The sequence below is a fragment of the Streptomyces pristinaespiralis genome (assembly GCF_001278075.1).
In the GTDB taxonomy this organism is placed as follows: Bacteria; Actinomycetota; Actinomycetes; order Streptomycetales; family Streptomycetaceae; genus Streptomyces; species Streptomyces pristinaespiralis.
Window position 1 is genome coordinate 3,476,698 of sequence record NZ_CP011340.1, and the last position, 15,185, is coordinate 3,491,882.

Annotated in this window: 13 protein-coding genes; 9 read left to right on the forward strand and 4 right to left on the reverse strand. The window is 72.4% G+C overall.

The window, feature by feature from the left end; translation table 11 throughout:
• Positions 1-18: 18 nt before the first annotated feature.
• Both SPRI_RS14485 and SPRI_RS14490 read left to right on the forward strand, forming a co-directional pair.
• Positions 19-1,770, forward strand: coding sequence for an acetyl/propionyl/methylcrotonyl-CoA carboxylase subunit alpha (locus SPRI_RS14485; RefSeq protein WP_005312911.1), 1,752 nt, complete (start codon positions 19-21; stop codon positions 1,768-1,770).
• Positions 1,771-1,964: 194 nt separating this feature from the next.
• A complete protein-coding gene (locus SPRI_RS14490) occupies positions 1,965-2,543 on the forward strand; it encodes a TetR/AcrR family transcriptional regulator (RefSeq protein ID WP_005312914.1) in 579 nt (192 codons plus the stop codon).
• Positions 2,544-2,667: 124 nt separating this feature from the next.
• Here the strand turns inward: SPRI_RS14490 and SPRI_RS14495 are convergent, their stop codons facing one another.
• Complete coding sequence (locus SPRI_RS14495; protein ID WP_053556992.1) at positions 2,668-3,555, reverse strand: DeoR/GlpR family DNA-binding transcription regulator; 888 nt, start codon at positions 3,553-3,555, stop codon at positions 2,668-2,670.
• Positions 3,556-3,756: 201 nt separating this feature from the next.
• The gene (locus SPRI_RS14500) at positions 3,757-5,196 is read right to left on the reverse strand and encodes an NAD(P)H-quinone dehydrogenase (RefSeq protein ID WP_037773901.1); all 1,440 of its coding nucleotides are present in this window, start codon (positions 5,194-5,196) and stop codon (positions 3,757-3,759) included.
• Between the two features lie 235 nt (positions 5,197-5,431).
• Between SPRI_RS14500 and SPRI_RS14505 the strand changes: the two genes are divergently transcribed.
• The 3 genes from SPRI_RS14505 (at position 5,432) to SPRI_RS14515 (ending at position 9,818) form a co-directional block, all read left to right on the forward strand.
• Entirely contained in the window at positions 5,432-5,869 is a 438-nt protein-coding gene (locus tag SPRI_RS14505; protein WP_005312922.1) for a gamma-glutamylcyclotransferase, read from the forward strand.
• Positions 5,870-6,017: 148 nt separating this feature from the next.
• Positions 6,018-6,848: a purine-nucleoside phosphorylase gene (locus tag SPRI_RS14510; RefSeq protein WP_037773902.1), complete on the forward strand. Its 831-nt coding sequence runs from the start codon at positions 6,018-6,020 to the stop codon at positions 6,846-6,848.
• A 1,314-nt stretch (positions 6,849-8,162) separates the two neighbouring features.
• Positions 8,163-9,818 carry a phospho-sugar mutase gene (locus SPRI_RS14515; RefSeq protein WP_005312927.1) on the forward strand — a complete coding sequence of 552 codons (1,656 nt, stop codon included), beginning with the start codon at positions 8,163-8,165 and terminating at the stop codon, positions 9,816-9,818.
• A 110-nt stretch (positions 9,819-9,928) separates the two neighbouring features.
• On the opposite strand, the gene SPRI_RS14520 is transcribed toward SPRI_RS14515, so the two are convergent.
• The gene (locus SPRI_RS14520) at positions 9,929-10,564 is read right to left on the reverse strand and encodes a PH domain-containing protein (RefSeq protein ID WP_005312930.1); all 636 of its coding nucleotides are present in this window, start codon (positions 10,562-10,564) and stop codon (positions 9,929-9,931) included.
• 139 nt (positions 10,565-10,703) lie between these two features.
• Between SPRI_RS14520 and deoC the strand changes: the two genes are divergently transcribed.
• The 3 genes from deoC to SPRI_RS14535 are packed head-to-tail and all read left to right on the forward strand — an operon-like array spanning position 10,704 to position 13,979.
• Entirely contained in the window at positions 10,704-11,657 is a 954-nt protein-coding gene (deoC, locus tag SPRI_RS14525; protein WP_005312933.1) for a deoxyribose-phosphate aldolase, read from the forward strand.
• 5 nt (positions 11,658-11,662) lie between these two features.
• Entirely contained in the window at positions 11,663-13,099 is a 1,437-nt protein-coding gene (locus SPRI_RS14530; RefSeq protein WP_005312937.1) for an aldehyde dehydrogenase family protein, read from the forward strand.
• Positions 13,092-13,979 (forward strand): aldehyde dehydrogenase family protein, encoded by an 888-nt coding sequence (locus SPRI_RS14535; protein WP_005312941.1) that lies wholly within the window; start codon positions 13,092-13,094, stop codon positions 13,977-13,979. The genes SPRI_RS14530 and SPRI_RS14535 overlap by 8 nt, the downstream gene beginning before the upstream one ends.
• A gap of 86 nt (positions 13,980-14,065) precedes the next feature.
• Here the strand turns inward: SPRI_RS14535 and SPRI_RS14540 are convergent, their stop codons facing one another.
• Positions 14,066-14,422 (reverse strand): hypothetical protein, encoded by a 357-nt coding sequence (locus tag SPRI_RS14540; protein ID WP_037773904.1) that lies wholly within the window; start codon positions 14,420-14,422, stop codon positions 14,066-14,068.
• Between the two features lie 118 nt (positions 14,423-14,540).
• Here SPRI_RS14540 and SPRI_RS14545 point away from each other — a divergent pair, with 118 nt between their 5' ends.
• Positions 14,541-15,179, forward strand: a complete 639-nt coding sequence (locus SPRI_RS14545; RefSeq protein ID WP_053556993.1) for a uridine kinase family protein — start codon at positions 14,541-14,543, stop codon at positions 15,177-15,179.
• Positions 15,180-15,185: the final 6 nt, after the last annotated feature.

Here is a 15,185-nt window from a genome sequence, read left to right on the forward strand (position 1 = left end):
TTCAAGGAGGGAGCCATCGTGCGCAAGGTGCTCATCGCCAACCGTGGCGAAATCGCTGTCCGCGTTGCCCGTGCCTGCCGGGACGCCGGGATCGCGAGCGTAGCCGTCTACGCCGATCCGGACCGGGACGCATTGCATGTCCGCGCGGCCGACGAGGCGTTCGCCCTGGGCGGTGACACCCCGGCCGCCAGTTACCTGGACATGGCCAAGGTGCTTCAGGCCGCGGCCGATTCGGGGGCGGACGCCATCCACCCCGGGTACGGCTTCCTGTCCGAGAACGCGGAGTTCGCCCAGGCGGTCATCGACGCCGGCCTGACCTGGATCGGCCCGCCGCCGCAGGCCATCCGCGACCTCGGTGACAAGGTCGCCGCCCGTCACATCGCCCAGCGCGCCGGCGCCCCGCTGGTCGCGGGCACGCCCGACCCGGTCTCGGGGGCCGACGAGGTCGTCGCGTTCGCCAAGGAGCACGGCCTGCCGATCGCGATCAAGGCCGCCTTCGGCGGTGGCGGTCGTGGCCTGAAGGTCGCCCGCACGCTCGAAGAGGTGCCGGAGCTGTACGACTCCGCAGTGCGCGAGGCCGTCGCCGCCTTCGGCCGCGGCGAATGCTTCGTCGAGCGTTACCTCGACAAGCCGCGCCACGTCGAGACCCAGTGCCTGGCCGACACCCACGGCAACGTGGTCGTCGTCTCCACCCGTGACTGCTCGCTCCAGCGCCGCCACCAGAAGCTGGTCGAGGAGGCCCCGGCGCCGTTCCTGTCCGAGGCCCAGAACGCGGAGCTGTACCGGGCCTCCAAGGCCATCCTCAAGGAAGCCGGCTACGTCGGCGCCGGCACCGTCGAGTTCCTCGTCGGCACCGACGGCACCATCTCCTTCCTCGAGGTCAACACCCGCCTCCAGGTCGAGCACCCGGTCACCGAAGAAGTCACCGGCATCGACCTCGTCCGCGAGATGTTCCGCATCGCCGACGGCGAGGAACTGGGCTACGACGACCCCGCCGTGCGCGGCCACTCCTTCGAGTTCCGCATCAACGGCGAGGACCCGGGCCGGGGCTTCCTCCCCGCCCCCGGCACCGTCACCGCCTTCAACGCGCCCACCGGGCCCGGCGTCCGCCTCGACGCCGGCGTCGAGTCCGGCTCGGTCATCGGCCCGGCCTGGGACTCCCTCCTCGCCAAGCTGATCGTCACCGGCGCCACCCGCGAGCAGGCACTGCAGCGCGCGGCCCGCGCGCTGGCGGAGTTCGAGGTCGAGGGCATGGCCACCGCCATCCCCTTCCACCGTGCCGTCGTCGCCGACCCGGCGTTCACCGCGGACCCCTTCCGGGTCCATACCCGGTGGATCGAGACCGAGTTCGTCAACGACATCAAGCCGTTCACCGTCCCCGGGGACACCGAGGAGGACGAGGCCGGCCGCGAGACCATCGTGGTCGAGGTCGGCGGCAAGCGCCTCGAGGTGTCGCTGCCGTCCTCGCTCGGCATGACCCTGGCGCGCACCGGCCTGGCCGCCGGCGCCAAGCCCAAGCGCCGCGCGGCGAAGAAGTCGTCGTCGGCCGCGTCCGGCGACACCCTCGCCTCCCCGATGCAGGGCACCATCGTCAAGGTCGCCGTCGAGGAGGGCCAGGAGGTCAAGGAGGGCGACCTCATCGTCGTCCTGGAGGCCATGAAGATGGAGCAGCCGCTCAACGCGCACCGCTCCGGCACCGTCAAGGGCCTCGCGGCCGAGGTCGGCGCCTCCCTCACCTCCGGCGCCACCATCTGCGAGATCAAGGACTGACACGTCCGACCGTCTGCTGAAGGGCCCCCGGCATCCGTGCCGGGGGCCCTTCGTCGTGGGCGCGTCCTGTGCTGCTCGTGACGCGGACGTCCCGGCGCCGACGCCCCCTCGTCCCTGCCGGGCCGCGCCCGGCAGGACGGGCCGCTGCCGCCCTCCGCCGCCGCCCGTACCCGGCGTCCGGCATCCTTGGCGGTGTGACGGACACCAGGACCAAGCGCGCCGACGCGCGCCGCAACTACGACCGGCTGCTGACCGAGGCGCGGGCCGCGTTCGCCGAGCGCGGCACCGACGCCTCGCTCGAGGAGATCGCCCGCAGCGCGGGCGTCGGGATCGGCACGCTGTACCGCCACTTCCCCAACCGTCACGCCATGATGAACGCCGTCTTCCAGGAGTCCCTCGCCGCCCTGCTGGAGCGCTCACGCGAACTGGCCGGTGCGGAGCAGCCGTGTACGGCGCTCGTGGAGTGGCTGCGCGCCCTCATCACCCATGCGGGTGAATACCGAGGTCTCGCCCGTGCGCTTCTGTCGGCGTCCCACGACAGGAACTCCGCCCTGTCGGCGTGCAGCGTCCCCCTGCGCGACGCCGGTGAGCGCCTGCTGTCCCGGGCCCAGGAGACCGGGTCGGTCCGTGCGGACGTCTCGATCGACGACCTGATGCAACTGACGAACGCGATCGCGCTCGCGGCGGAACAGGACCCCAAGGACCCGGAGTTGGCGGACCGCCTGCTGACGCTGACCCTGCGGGGCCTGCGGTCGGAGAACCGCCCCTGCTGACGGCGCCGCCGGGGATGCCCGGCGCGGCTGTTCTGCCGTTGAGGACCTGCACCGAGCCGTCCCGACCCTCACGCCGTGCGGCCGCCGGGCCCTCGTGCCGCTCGCGGCACCGGAGCCCGGCGGCTCAGCGACGGCGCAGGTCGGCGACGCGTGCCGACCGGTCCGGAAGGGGCTCCGGGGCCAGCGCGCCCGTCGCGCTGCGCAGTCCCGCCCGGGTGCGGCGCTGACCGGGCAGCGGTACCTCGGGGCGCGGCGCGGGCGCCGCCCCCGCCCCGGCGACCGCGATCTGCACACCCTGGTCCGCGAGCGCCTGGAGCTCCGTCGCCGCCCGGTCGTCGTGCACCGGCGGCTCGTCCGTCACCAGGCGGGTGATCACATCCGTCGGCACGGTCTGGAACATCGTGTCCGTACCGAGCTTGGTGTGGTCCGCCAGGACCACGACCTCCGACGCGGCCTGGACGAGCGCCCTGTCGACGCTCGCGGAGAGCATGTTGGACGTGGACAGTCCGCGCTCGGCCGTCAGCCCGCTCCCGGACAGGAACGCGCGGGAGACCCGCAGCCCTTGGAGGGACTGCTCCGCGCCGCTCCCGACCAGCGCGTAGTTGGAGCCGCGCAACGTGCCGCCGGTCATGACGACTTCGACCCGGTTGGCATGGGCGAGCGCCTGGGCGACCAGGAGGGAGTTCGTGACCACGGTCAGTCCGGGAACGCGCGCGAGCCGGCGGGCCAGCTCCTGCGTCGTGGTACCGGCGCCGACCACGATGGCCTCGCCCTCTTCCACGAGGGCGGCCGCGAGGTCGGCGATGGCCGTCTTCTCCGCGGTGGCGGACAGGGATTTCTGCGGGAAGCCGGACTCGCGGGTGAATCCGCCCGGCAGTACCGCACCGCCGTGCCGGCGGTCGAGGAGTCCTTCTGCCTCCAGTGCCCGCACGTCTCGCCGTACGGTCACTTCGGAGGTCTGGACGACGCGGGCGAGCTCACGGAGCGACACGGCACCGTTGGCACGCACCATTTCGAGGATCAACTGACGACGTTCTGCAGCGAACACGAAACTGACAGTAACCCCACCGCCCGTCAGTTTTCAGCTCTATGCGCCGGATACCGGAAATTGCGCACTTAAGAGGCCGCCAAGTGATATAGGCGGCCCCCAAGTTGCTCACGCGACGAGTGAAGTGCCCGGGGTTCGCCGGGTTTCTTCCGTGCGCGGGTGCGATCAGCCCTCGCCCGCCGTCTTCCGGGTGTGCAACTGGCGTGCCACCTCCGCGATCGACCCGGACAGAGACGGGTACACGGTGAAAGCGTTTGCGATCTGTTCGACCGTCAGGTTGTTGTCGACCGCGATCGAGATGGGGTGGATCAGTTCCGAGGCGCGCGGCGAGACGACCACACCGCCGACCACGATCCCGGTCCCCGGGCGGCAGAAGATCTTGACGAAGCCGTCCCTGATGCCCTGCATCTTGGCGCGGGGGTTGCGCAGCAGCGGCAGCTTGACCACGCGGGCGTCGATCTTGCCGGCGTCGACGTCGGCCTGGCTGTAGCCGACGGTCGCGATCTCGGGGTCGGTGAAGACGTTGGAGGAGACGGTCTTCAGGTTCAGCGGGGCGACCGCGTCACCGAGGAAGTGGTACATCGCGATCCGGCCCTGCATGGCGGCGACGGACGCGAGGGCGAAGATGCCGGTGACGTCACCGGCCGCGTACACGCCGGGCGCCGACGTACGGGACACCTTGTCGGTCCAGATGTGACCGGAGTCCTTGAGCCGGACACCGGCCTCCTCGAGGCCCATCCCCGCCGTGTTGGGGATGGCGCCGACGGCCATCAGGCAGTGCGAGCCGGTGATCACGCGACCGTCGGAGAGCGTGACCTCGACCCGGTCGCCGACGCGCTTGGCGGACTCGGCGCGGGAGCGGGCCATGACGTTCATGCCGCGGCGGCGGAAGACGTCCTCGAGGACCCCTGCGGCGTCCGGGTCCTCGCCGGGCAGCACGCGGTCACGGGAGGAGACGAGGGTGACGCGTGAGCCGAGCGCCTGGTAAGCGCCCGCGAACTCGGCGCCCGTGACACCGGAACCGACGACGATGAGCTCCTCGGGGAGCTCGTCCAGGTCGTACACCTGCGTCCAGTTGAGGATGCGCTCGCCGTCGGGCTTGGCGTCGGGGATCTCGCGCGGGTGACCGCCGGTGGCGATCAGCACGGCGTCCGCGGTGAGCGTCTCCTCCGTGCGGTCCGCCGCGCGGACGACGACCTTGCGGGAGCCGTCCATCGCCTGCTGCCCGTCGAGCCGGCCGCGGCCGCGCATGACGCGCGCACCGGCCCGGGTGACGGAGGCCGTGATGTCGTGGGACTGGGCGAGCGCGAGGCGCTTGACACGCCGGTTGACCTTGCCGAGGTCGACACCGACGACGCGGGCGGCCTGCTCGATGTGCGGGGTGTCGTCGGCCACGATGATGCCGAGCTCCTCGTAGGAGGAGTCGAAGGTCGTCATGACTTCGGCGGTGGCGATCAGGGTCTTCGACGGTACGCAGTCGGTCAGCACCGACGCCCCGCCCAGACCGTCGCAGTCGACGACGGTCACCTCCGCGCCGAGCTGAGCGCCGACCAGGGCCGCCTCATATCCGCCGGGTCCGCCACCGATGATCACGATCCGGGTCACGAAAAAGTCCGCCTCGCATTGTCGTTCCCGGCCCGCCTGCCCGCTCTGCCGGGGTCCGGGGTGCCCCCGGTGGAATGCAGTACGTACTTCATTGTCCCGCATCGTTCAGGCGTTCTCCCCCCGGGGCCTCCATACGGCCACGACCACCACGGCCCTCCCGCCCGACCGCCGGGCGGGCCGCGCCGTGGCCCTCGGCAGGGGCGCCCGCTCGTTCGCCTCCCGTACCCTCGACCCCATGTCGCTCTACGCCGCGTACGCCGGCAACCTCGACGCGCGGCTGATGACGCGCCGCGCACCGCACTCACCGCTGCGCGGCACCGGCTGGCTCAACGGCTGGCGGTTGACCTTCGGCGGCGAGCAGATGGGCTGGGAAGGGGCGCTGGCCACGATCGTGGAGGCCCCGCGCTCCCAGGTCTTCGTCGCGCTGTACGACATCGCCCCCATGGACGAGGACTCCATGGACCGCTGGGAGGGTGTCGGCCTCGACATATACCGGCGCATGCGGGTCCGTGTGGACACCCTGGACGGCGAGGAGCCGGCCTGGGTGTACGTCCTGAACGGCTACGAGGGCGGCCTGCCGTCCGCCCGCTACCTGGGCGAACTCGCGGACGCGGCGGAGTCGGCGGGCGCGCCCCACGACTATGTGATGGAGCTGCGCAAGCGCCCCTGCTGACGGACGCGTGCGGCCGGCCGCTCCGGGCGGTGCGGCCGCCGGCCACACGCGTCCGCGCGTGATTCGTCGGAAACGACAAGACAACGATCCGAAGACCGTCGGCTGCGTCATCTACGCGCGTAGGAATTCCCGGGTTACCCTCATCCGCGTGAACGCATCTGTGAATCCGGACCTCGTCGGCGCTCTCGCCGACCCCCACGCCGCGGCCGACGCCGCCGCCGCCCGCCTGCGCGAGCTGACCGGCACCGAGACCCACGACGTCGCACTGGTGATGGGTTCCGGCTGGGCTCCGGCCGTCGACGCGCTCGGTACCCCCGAGGCCGAGTTCCCCGTCACCGAACTGCCCGGCTTCCCGCCCCCGGCGGTCGAGGGCCACGGCGGCAAGGTCCGCTCGTACCGCATCGGCCAGAAGCGCGCGCTGGTCTTCCTCGGCCGTACGCACTTCTACGAGGGCCGCGGCGTCTCGGCCGTCGCCCACGGCGTGCGCACCGCGGTCGCGGCCGGCTGCAAGACCGTGGTGCTGACCAACGGCTGCGGCGGCCTGCGCGACGGCATGCGTCCCGGGCAGCCGGTGCTGATCAGCGACCACATCAACCTGACGGCGGCGTCGCCGATCATCGGCGCGAACTTCGTGGACCTGACCGACCTCTACTCGCCGCGGCTGCGGGCGCTGTGCAAGGAGGTGGACGCGACGCTCGAGGAGGGCGTGTACGTCCAGTTCCCCGGCCCCCACTACGAGACCCCGGCCGAGATCAACATGGTCCGCGTGCTCGGCGGCGACCTGGTGGGCATGTCCACCGTCCTCGAGGCCATCGCGGCACGCGAGGCCGGCGCGGAGGTGCTGGGCATCTCGCTGGTCACGAACCTGGCGGCGGGGCTCTCGGGCGAGCCGCTGAACCACGAGGAAGTGCTGCAGGCGGGCCGTGATTCCGCGGCGCGGATGGGTGAACTGCTGACGAGGGTGCTGGAACGCATCTGAGACGGCGTGGGCGGGGCGTGGGCGTGTCCCCTCCCCGCCCCTTCCCGAACCCGGGGCACGCCCGCTCCCGGGAGCGACGTCTCCCGCCCCTGCCGGCGCGCGGGCGCCCGAGGGGCGGGGTCGGTCCGGGAAGCCGAGCCCGGCCGGAGCGGGGAGCCCAGGTCCGGGATGCCGCGTCCCGGCAGAGCCGGGCTCCACGAGGCCGGTCCGGGGAGAGTCCGAAGCCGGAAAACGGACCCGACTCTCGGAACGCCGGGCCCGGACCGAGCCGGCGAAGCCCGGGCCCGGAAGCCAGGACGGACGGAGCCCGGCTCGAAACCGGCTCCAGGCACAGCACAGCCGATGCCGGGCAACCGGGCCCGGACCGAACCGGCGGATCCGGCGGATCCGGCGGATCCGGACCAGCCGAAGCCCTGGTCCGGGAACCCGGGACCGGCCGAGCCGACGACCTGGGGCCGGGCGGTCCGGCAAGGGCCGAGCCCGGGCCGGGGAAGCCAGGCCGAACCGGCGGATCTGGTCCGGTCGAAGCCCGGTCCCGAAAACCGGGACCGGACCGAGCCGGCGAAGCCCGGGGCCGGGAACCCCGATTCAGGCAGAACCCGGTGCCGGACAGCCGGGACCGGGCCGGGACACGGGTCGGGCGAAGCCCGAGCCGGGAAAGCCAGGGCCGGGCCGAGCCGGGGTACCGGAAAGGCCGGCCGGGCCGGGCAAAGTTCCGGAACGCCGGCCCAGGTAAAGCTGGTACCGGAAGCCGGGACCGGACCGAGCCGGGGTACCGGGAAAGCCGGCCGGGCCGGGCGCAGTTCCGGCCCAGCCGAAGCCCTGGTCCGGGAACCCGGGACCGGCCGAGCCGACGGCCCTGGGTCCGGGCGGAGCCCGGCCCGGCAAGGGCCGGACGGAGCCCGGCTCGAAACCGGACCAGGCACAGCCCGATACCGGGCAGCCGGACCCGGACCGAACCGGCGATCTGGTCCGGTCGAAGCCTGGTCCCGAAAACCGGGACCGGACCGGGACACGGGTCGGGCGAAGCCCCGGCCGGGCAAAGTTCCGGAACGCCGGCCCAAGCAAAGCCCGGTGCCGGACAGCTGGGACCGGACCGGGACACGGGGTCGGGCGAAGCCCGAGCCGGGACCAGGCCGAGCCGGCGGCCATGGGTCCGGGCGGGCCGGGAGGCAGGACCGGCGGTGGGGGTCCCCGCGGCCGCCGGGCCGTAGGGGAGGGTCGGGGAAACAACGCCCCCGCGGGCGTTGCGACTCGCGGGCCGCGGCCCGCCCCGCGCAGACTCGAGACAGCGAAGACGAGAGGCGGACAACCGTGCAGCAGGAGCAGGACCTGATCGCCCGGGCCGAGGCATGGCTCGCGGAGGACCCGGACTCTGAGACCCGGGAGGAGCTCGCGAGGCTCATCGAGGCGCGCGATCTCGGTGAGCTGGCCGACCGGTTCGGCGGGACGCTCCAGTTCGGTACCGCCGGGCTCCGGGGGGAGCTCGGGGCCGGGCCGATGCGGATGAACCGGGCCGTCGTGATCCGGGCGGCGGCCGGCCTCGCGGCCTACCTGAAGAGCAAGGGGCAGACCGACGGCCCCGTCGTCGTGGGCTACGACGCCCGCTACAAGTCCGCCGACTTCGCGCGCGACACCGCCGCGGTGATGGTCGCCGCGGGCCTGCGCGCCGCCGTGCTGCCGCGCCCGCTCCCGACGCCCGTCCTGGCCTTCGCCATAAGGCACCTGGGTGCCGTCGCGGGCGTCGAGGTGACGGCGAGCCACAATCCTCCGCGGGACAACGGCTACAAGGTCTACCTGGGCGACGGTTCGCAGATCGTGCCGCCCGCCGACGCGGAGATCGCCGCCGAGATCGACGCGATCCGCGCCCTCGCCGACGTGCCGCGCGCCGACGAGGGCTGGGAGACGCTCGGTGACGAGGTGCTCGACGCCTATCTCGCGCGTACGGACGCCGTGCTGACGGCCGGCTCCCCCCGTACCGCCCAGGTCGTCTACACGGCCATGCACGGCGTCGGCAAGGACGTCGTGACGGCCGCCTTCGCGCGCGCCGGTTTCCCGGACCCGGTCCTGGTGGCGGAGCAGGCGGAGCCCGATCCCGCGTTCCCGACGGTCGCGTTCCCGAACCCGGAGGAGCCGGGGGCGATGGACCTCGCCTTCGAGACCGCTCGCCGGGCCGGGCCCGACGTGGTCATCGCCAACGACCCGGACGCGGACCGCTGCGCCGTCGCCGTCCCGGACGACACCGCGGACGGCGGCTGGCGGATGCTGCGCGGTGACGAGGTCGGCGCCCTGCTCGCCGAGCACCTCGTCCACAAGGGCGCCACCGGCGTCTTCGCCGAGTCGATCGTGTCGTCGTCGCTGCTGGGCCGGATCGCGGCCGCCGCCGGGGTCGGGTACGAGGAGACGCTGACCGGGTTCAAGTGGATCGCCCGCGTCGAGGGCCTTCGCTACGGCTACGAGGAGGCGCTCGGCTACTGCGTCGACCCGGAGGGCGTACGCGACAAGGACGGCATCACGGCGGCGCTGCTGGTGGCCGAGCTGGTCTCGGAGCTGAAGGAGCAGGGCCGTACGCTCGGCGACCTGCTGGACGACCTCGCCGTCGAGCACGGTCTGCACGCCACCGACCAGCTGTCGGTGCGGGTGAAGGACCTGGGCATCATCGCGAACGCCATGCGGGCGCTGCGCGAGCAGCCGCCGGCCGCCCTGGCGGGCCTGCGCGTCACGGCGGCGGAGGATCTGGCCGTCGGGACGGACAGGCTCCCGCCGACCGACGGTCTGCGCTACTACCTCGACGGCGAGTTCAAGGCCCGTGTCATCGTCCGCCCGAGCGGTACGGAGCCGAAGCTGAAGTGCTACCTGGAGGTCGTCGTCCCGGTCGCCGACGCGAGCGCGCTCGCATCGGCCAGGGCGCGCGCCTCGCAGGTGCTCGACGGCATCAAGCGGGACCTGTCCGCCGCCGCCGGCATCTGACCGCGAACGGCGTCCGGCGCTCGCCGCGGTCCGGTCCGGGCCGCGGCGGGCGCCGTCCCGTGAAGTCCGTGCTCCCGCTCGCAGCCCGCCCGGTGACGGGCAGCGGCGGGTCAGCCGGTCGCGAGGAGCACCGCGAGGAGAACCGCGCCCGCGACCGCAGGCGCCAGCACCTCGTACGCCCAGCGGATCTGCGGCGCGCCCTGGGCCTCGGCGGCGGAGGACCGGCGTTCCGCCAGTTCCCGCAGGTCGGCGATGGTCTGGTCGGCCGGGGCGATCCGGGACTTCGCGTCGCTCACGTCGGCGTGCACCGACGTCGTGCCGTGCGGGTCGTCGTAGGCGGCCTGGGCCTGCCGCCGGGCCGCGGCCTTGCGCTTGCGCAGCGAGACGGGGATGGCCCAGAGCTGGTACTTCGAGCCGTCCTGCGTGAAGATCTCGCTGGAGTAGGAGGCCCGCACGTCAGCCACGCTGCCCCACGGCAGGACGATGGTGCGGAACGGGTTCCTGATCCGGATGCGGTCCTCGCCCGCGAAGACGGCCGGGCGGAAGGTGAACGCGACGACGACCGGCACAGCGAGCAGCGCGCCGGCGAGGGCGAGCCACGGCGTGCGGCCCTCACCGCGGACGACGGCGTCGACGACGATCCAGGCGATGAGCCCGAGCAGCACGGCACCACCCGCCATTCCGGCGGGCGAACGGAAGACCCGGTCGCTGTCGGTGGAGGGCTCGGGCTGCTGGGGGCTCGTCATGGCTCCGATTCTGCCGCACGCGGTTTCCGGGACCCCGGTTCGGGGTGGCGCTGCGCGGGCCGCGGCTTCTGCCCTGTTTCGGGCAGAGTTTGCGCGCACCCCCTGTACAGGTCGCTACGCGCGTAGATATGCTCATCTGGTGACCATGCCCACCACCGCACCTGCATTCGCCGACGTGACCGCGTCCGACAGCACTCTGCGCCGCTTCCTGCACGGGCTGCCCGGCGTCGACGCCGTCGGCCTCGAAGGCCGCGCAGCGTCCCTCGGCACGCGTTCCATCAAGACCACGGCCAAGGCGTACGCCATCGATCTGGCCATCTCCATGATCGACCTGACGACGCTCGAAGGCGCGGACACCCCGGGCAAGGTCCGGGCGCTCGCCGCCAAGGCCGTCAACCCCGACCCGACCGACCGCACCACGCCGACGACCGCCGCGGTCTGCGTCTACCCCGACATGGTGGCGACCGCCAAGGAGGCCCTGAAGGGCTCCCAGGTCAAGGTCGCCTCCGTGGCGACCGCCTTCCCGGCCGGCCGCGCCGCCCTCCCCGTGAAGATCGCTGACGTCCGTGACGCGGTCGCCGCCGGGGCGGACGAGATCGACATGGTGATCGACCGCGGCGCCTTCCTGGCCGGCGACTACATGAAGGTGTACGAGGAGATCCTCGCCGTGAAGGAGGCCTCGGGCAGCGCCCGGCTCAAGGTCATCTTCGAGACCGGCGAGCTCTCCACGTACGACAACATCCGCCGCGCCTCGTGGCTCGGCATGATCGCCGGCGCCGACTTCATCAAGACGTCGACCGGCAAGGTCGCCGTGAACGCCACCCCGGCGAACACCCTGCTGATGCTCCAGGCCGTGCGCGACTTCAAGGAGCAGACTGGGGTACAGGTGGGCGTGAAGCCCGCCGGCGGTATCCGTACGTCCAAGGACGCGATCAAGTTCCTCGTCCTGGTCAACGAGACCGCGGGCGAGGACTGGCTGGACAGTCACTGGTTCCGCTTCGGCGCGTCGAGCCTGCTCAACGACCTGCTGATGCAGCGGCAGAAGCTGGCGACCGGCCGCTACTCCGGCCCTGACTACGTGACGGTGGACTGATCATCATGGCTTCCGTATTCGAATACGCACCCGCGCCCGAGTCGCGGTCGATCGTCGACATCGCCCCGTCCTACGGGCTGTTCATCGACGGCGAGTTCTCCGACGCCGCGGACGGCAAGGTCTTCAAGACCGTCTCGCCGTCGAGCGAGGAGGTTCTGGCCGAGGTCGCCCGGGCGGGCGCCGAGGACGTGGACCGTGCGGTGAAGGCCGCCCGTAAGGCGTTCGGGAAGTGGTCGGCCCTGCCCGGCGCGGAGCGCGCCAAGTACCTCTTCCGTATCGCGCGGATCATCCAGGAGCGCAGCCGAGAGCTGGCCGTCCTGGAGACCCTGGACAACGGCAAGCCGATCAAGGAGACCCGCGACGCGGACCTCCCGCTGGTCGCCGCGCACTTCTTCTACTACGCGGGCTGGGCCGACAAGCTCGACCACGCCGGCTACGGCGCGAACCCGCGCCCGCTGGGTGTCGCGGGCCAGGTCATCCCGTGGAACTTCCCGCTCCTGATGCTCGCGTGGAAGATCGCCCCGGCGCTCGCCACCGGCAACACGGTGGTCCTGAAGCCCGCGGAGACGACGCCGCTGTCCGCGCTGTTCTTCGCGGACATCTGCCGCCAGGCCGGCCTGCCGAACGGCGTGGTCAACATCCTTCCCGGCTACGGGGACACCGGTGCGGCCCTGGTCGAGCACCCGGACGTGAACAAGGTCGCCTTCACCGGCTCGACCGCGGTCGGCAAGGCCATCGCCCGCCAGGTCGCCGGGACGAGGAAGAAGGTCACCCTCGAGCTCGGCGGCAAGGGCGCCAACATCGTCTTCGACGACGCCCCCATCGACCAGGCCGTCGAGGGCATCGTCAACGGCATCTTCTTCAACCAGGGGCAGGTCTGCTGCGCGGGCTCGCGCCTGCTGGTCCAGGAGTCGATCCAGGACGAGCTGCTGGACTCCCTCAAGCGCCGCCTGTCCACGCTGCGCCTCGGCGACCCGCTGGACAAGAACACCGACATCGGGGCGATCAACTCCGAGGAGCAGCTGTCCCGGATCACGACCCTGGTCGAGGCGGGCGAGGCGGAGGGCGCCGAGCGCTGGTCGCCCGCGTGCGAGCTGCCGTCCTCCGGCTACTGGTTCGCGCCGACGCTGTTCACGAATGTCACGCAGGCGCACACCATCGCCCGCGACGAGATCTTCGGCCCGGTGCTCTCCGTGCTGACGTTCCGCACGCCGGACGAGGCCGTCGCCAAGGCGAACAACAGCCAGTACGGCCTGTCCGCCGGCATCTGGACGGAGAAGGGCTCCCGCATCCTCGCGGTGGCCAACAAGCTCCGCGCGGGTGTGGTGTGGGCCAACACGTTCAACAAGTTCGACCCGACCTCGCCGTTCGGCGGCTACAAGGAGTCGGGCTTCGGCCGCGAGGGCGGCCGTCACGGTCTGGAGGCCTACCTCGATGTCTGACGGGCGACTCAGCGTCTTCAAGACCTACAAGCTGTACGTCGGGGGCAAGTTCCCCCGCTCCGAGAGCGGCCGGGTGTACGAGGTGACGGACTCCAAGGGCAAGTGGCTGGCCAACGTGCCGCTCTCGTCCCGCAAGGACGCGCGTGACGCGGTCGTCGCCGCGCGCAAGGCGTTCGGCGGCTGGTCGGGCGCGACCGCGTACAACCGCGGGCAGATCCTCTACCGCATCGCCGAGATGCTGGAGGGCCGCAAGGACCAGTTCGTCCGCGAAGTCGCGCAGTCGGAGGGCCTGTCCAGGTCCAAGGCGGCGGACGTCGTCGACGCGGCGATCGACCGCTGGGTCTGGTACGCGGGCTGGACGGACAAGATCGCCCAGGTCGTGGGCGGGGCGAACCCGGTGGCGGGCCCGTTCTTCAACCTCTCCACCCCGGAGCCGACGGGTGTCGTGACGATCGTCGCGCCGCAGGAGTCGTCGTTCCTCGGCCTGGTCTCCGTGGTCGCGCCGGTGATCGCCGCCGGCAACACCGTCGTCGTCGTGGCGTCCGAGCGGGCCCCGCTCCCCGCTCTCTCCCTCGGCGAGGTGCTCGCCACCTCCGACCTGCCGGGCGGCGTGGTCAACGTGCTCTCCGGCCGTACGGCGGAGATCGCCGCCCCGCTCGCCGCGCACCAGGACGTCAACGGCATCGACCTGACCGGCGCGGACGAGGTCCTGGCGAAGGAGCTCGAGGTCGCGGCCGCGGACAACCTGAAGCGGGTCTTCCGTCCACAGGCTGTGGATTACTCCGCGGACCCCGGCACGCACCGCCTGACGGCGTTCCTCGAGACCAAGACGGTCTGGCACCCGACCGGTTCGCTGGGCGCCTCCGGTTCGGCGTACTGACGCCGCCGGCACAGGCCGAAGCCCCCGCCTCTCCGTCCGGAGGCGGGGGCTTCCCCATGAGCACGTCCCGATCCGGGCGCGAGGCGCTACGGCAGCAGCGACGCGGCGACCGGCCCGGCCACCGGGAGGTCCTCGAGCGCCTGGCCCTTGGTGATGTTGTCCGTCGCCATCGCCGTGCTGACCGGCTTGAAGTCGGCGACCTGCGTGCCGACCGCGTTGTCGAGCGGGTCCACACCGGTGTTGGCCAGCGGGTGGAGCTGAAGACTCTTGAGCTCGCCCACGCCGCTCACCGAGTTGGTGACGAGCCCGGTGGCCGTCCCCACCGGCACGGCCGCGTTGGCCGTCGCCCCGCCCGCGCCGAGCGCGGCTCCCGCCGCCGCGACGGTGAGTCCGGCGCGCAGCAGTGTGCGCCGGTTGTTCTTGGAAGCTGCGTGACGAGCCATGGATTCCATCCCATCAAGTGATCGTGCGCGTACGGAAAGTGGTCGGCGGTGTGATGCTCGTACCAACCGGACCTCCGGGGGGTTCCGGGAGCCGCTCGATGCGTCACACTTGTCTCCCGTGAGTTCCCAACCGATCCCGACCCGCGTCGTGCTGCTCGCGGGCCCCTCCGGCTCCGGAAAGTCCTCTCTCGCCGCCCGTACCGGCCTGCCGGTCCTGCGCCTGGACGACTTCTACAAAGAGGCCAACGACCCGACGCTTCCCCTGGTGACGGGCAGCACCGACATCGACTGGGACTCGCCCTCCTCCTGGGACGCGGACGCCGCGCTCGCGGCGATAGCGGAGCTGTGCCGCAGCGGCCGCGCCACCGTGCCGGTGTACGACATCGCCACGAGCTCCCGCGTGGACGTGGAGACCCTCGACACGGCCCGCACGCCGCTGTTCGTGGCCGAGGGCATCTTCGCGGCCGACCTCGTCGGGCGCTGCCAGGAGATGGGGGTGCTCGCCGACGCGCTCTGTCTGCGCGGCCGGCCGTCCACGACGTTCCGCCGCCGTCTTGCGCGCGATCTGCGCGAGGGCCGCAAGTCGCTCCCGATGCTGCTGCGCCGCGGCTGGCGCCTGATGCGCGCGGAGCGCGGCATCGTGGCCCGGCAGGCCGGGCTGGGCGCCCACCCGTGCGGAAAGGCGGAGGCGCTCGGCCGTGTCGCGGCCGCGGCGGCCGGCCACTGCCGCCTGCCCGTGGCGCGGCAGCCGGCCTAGGGCCTC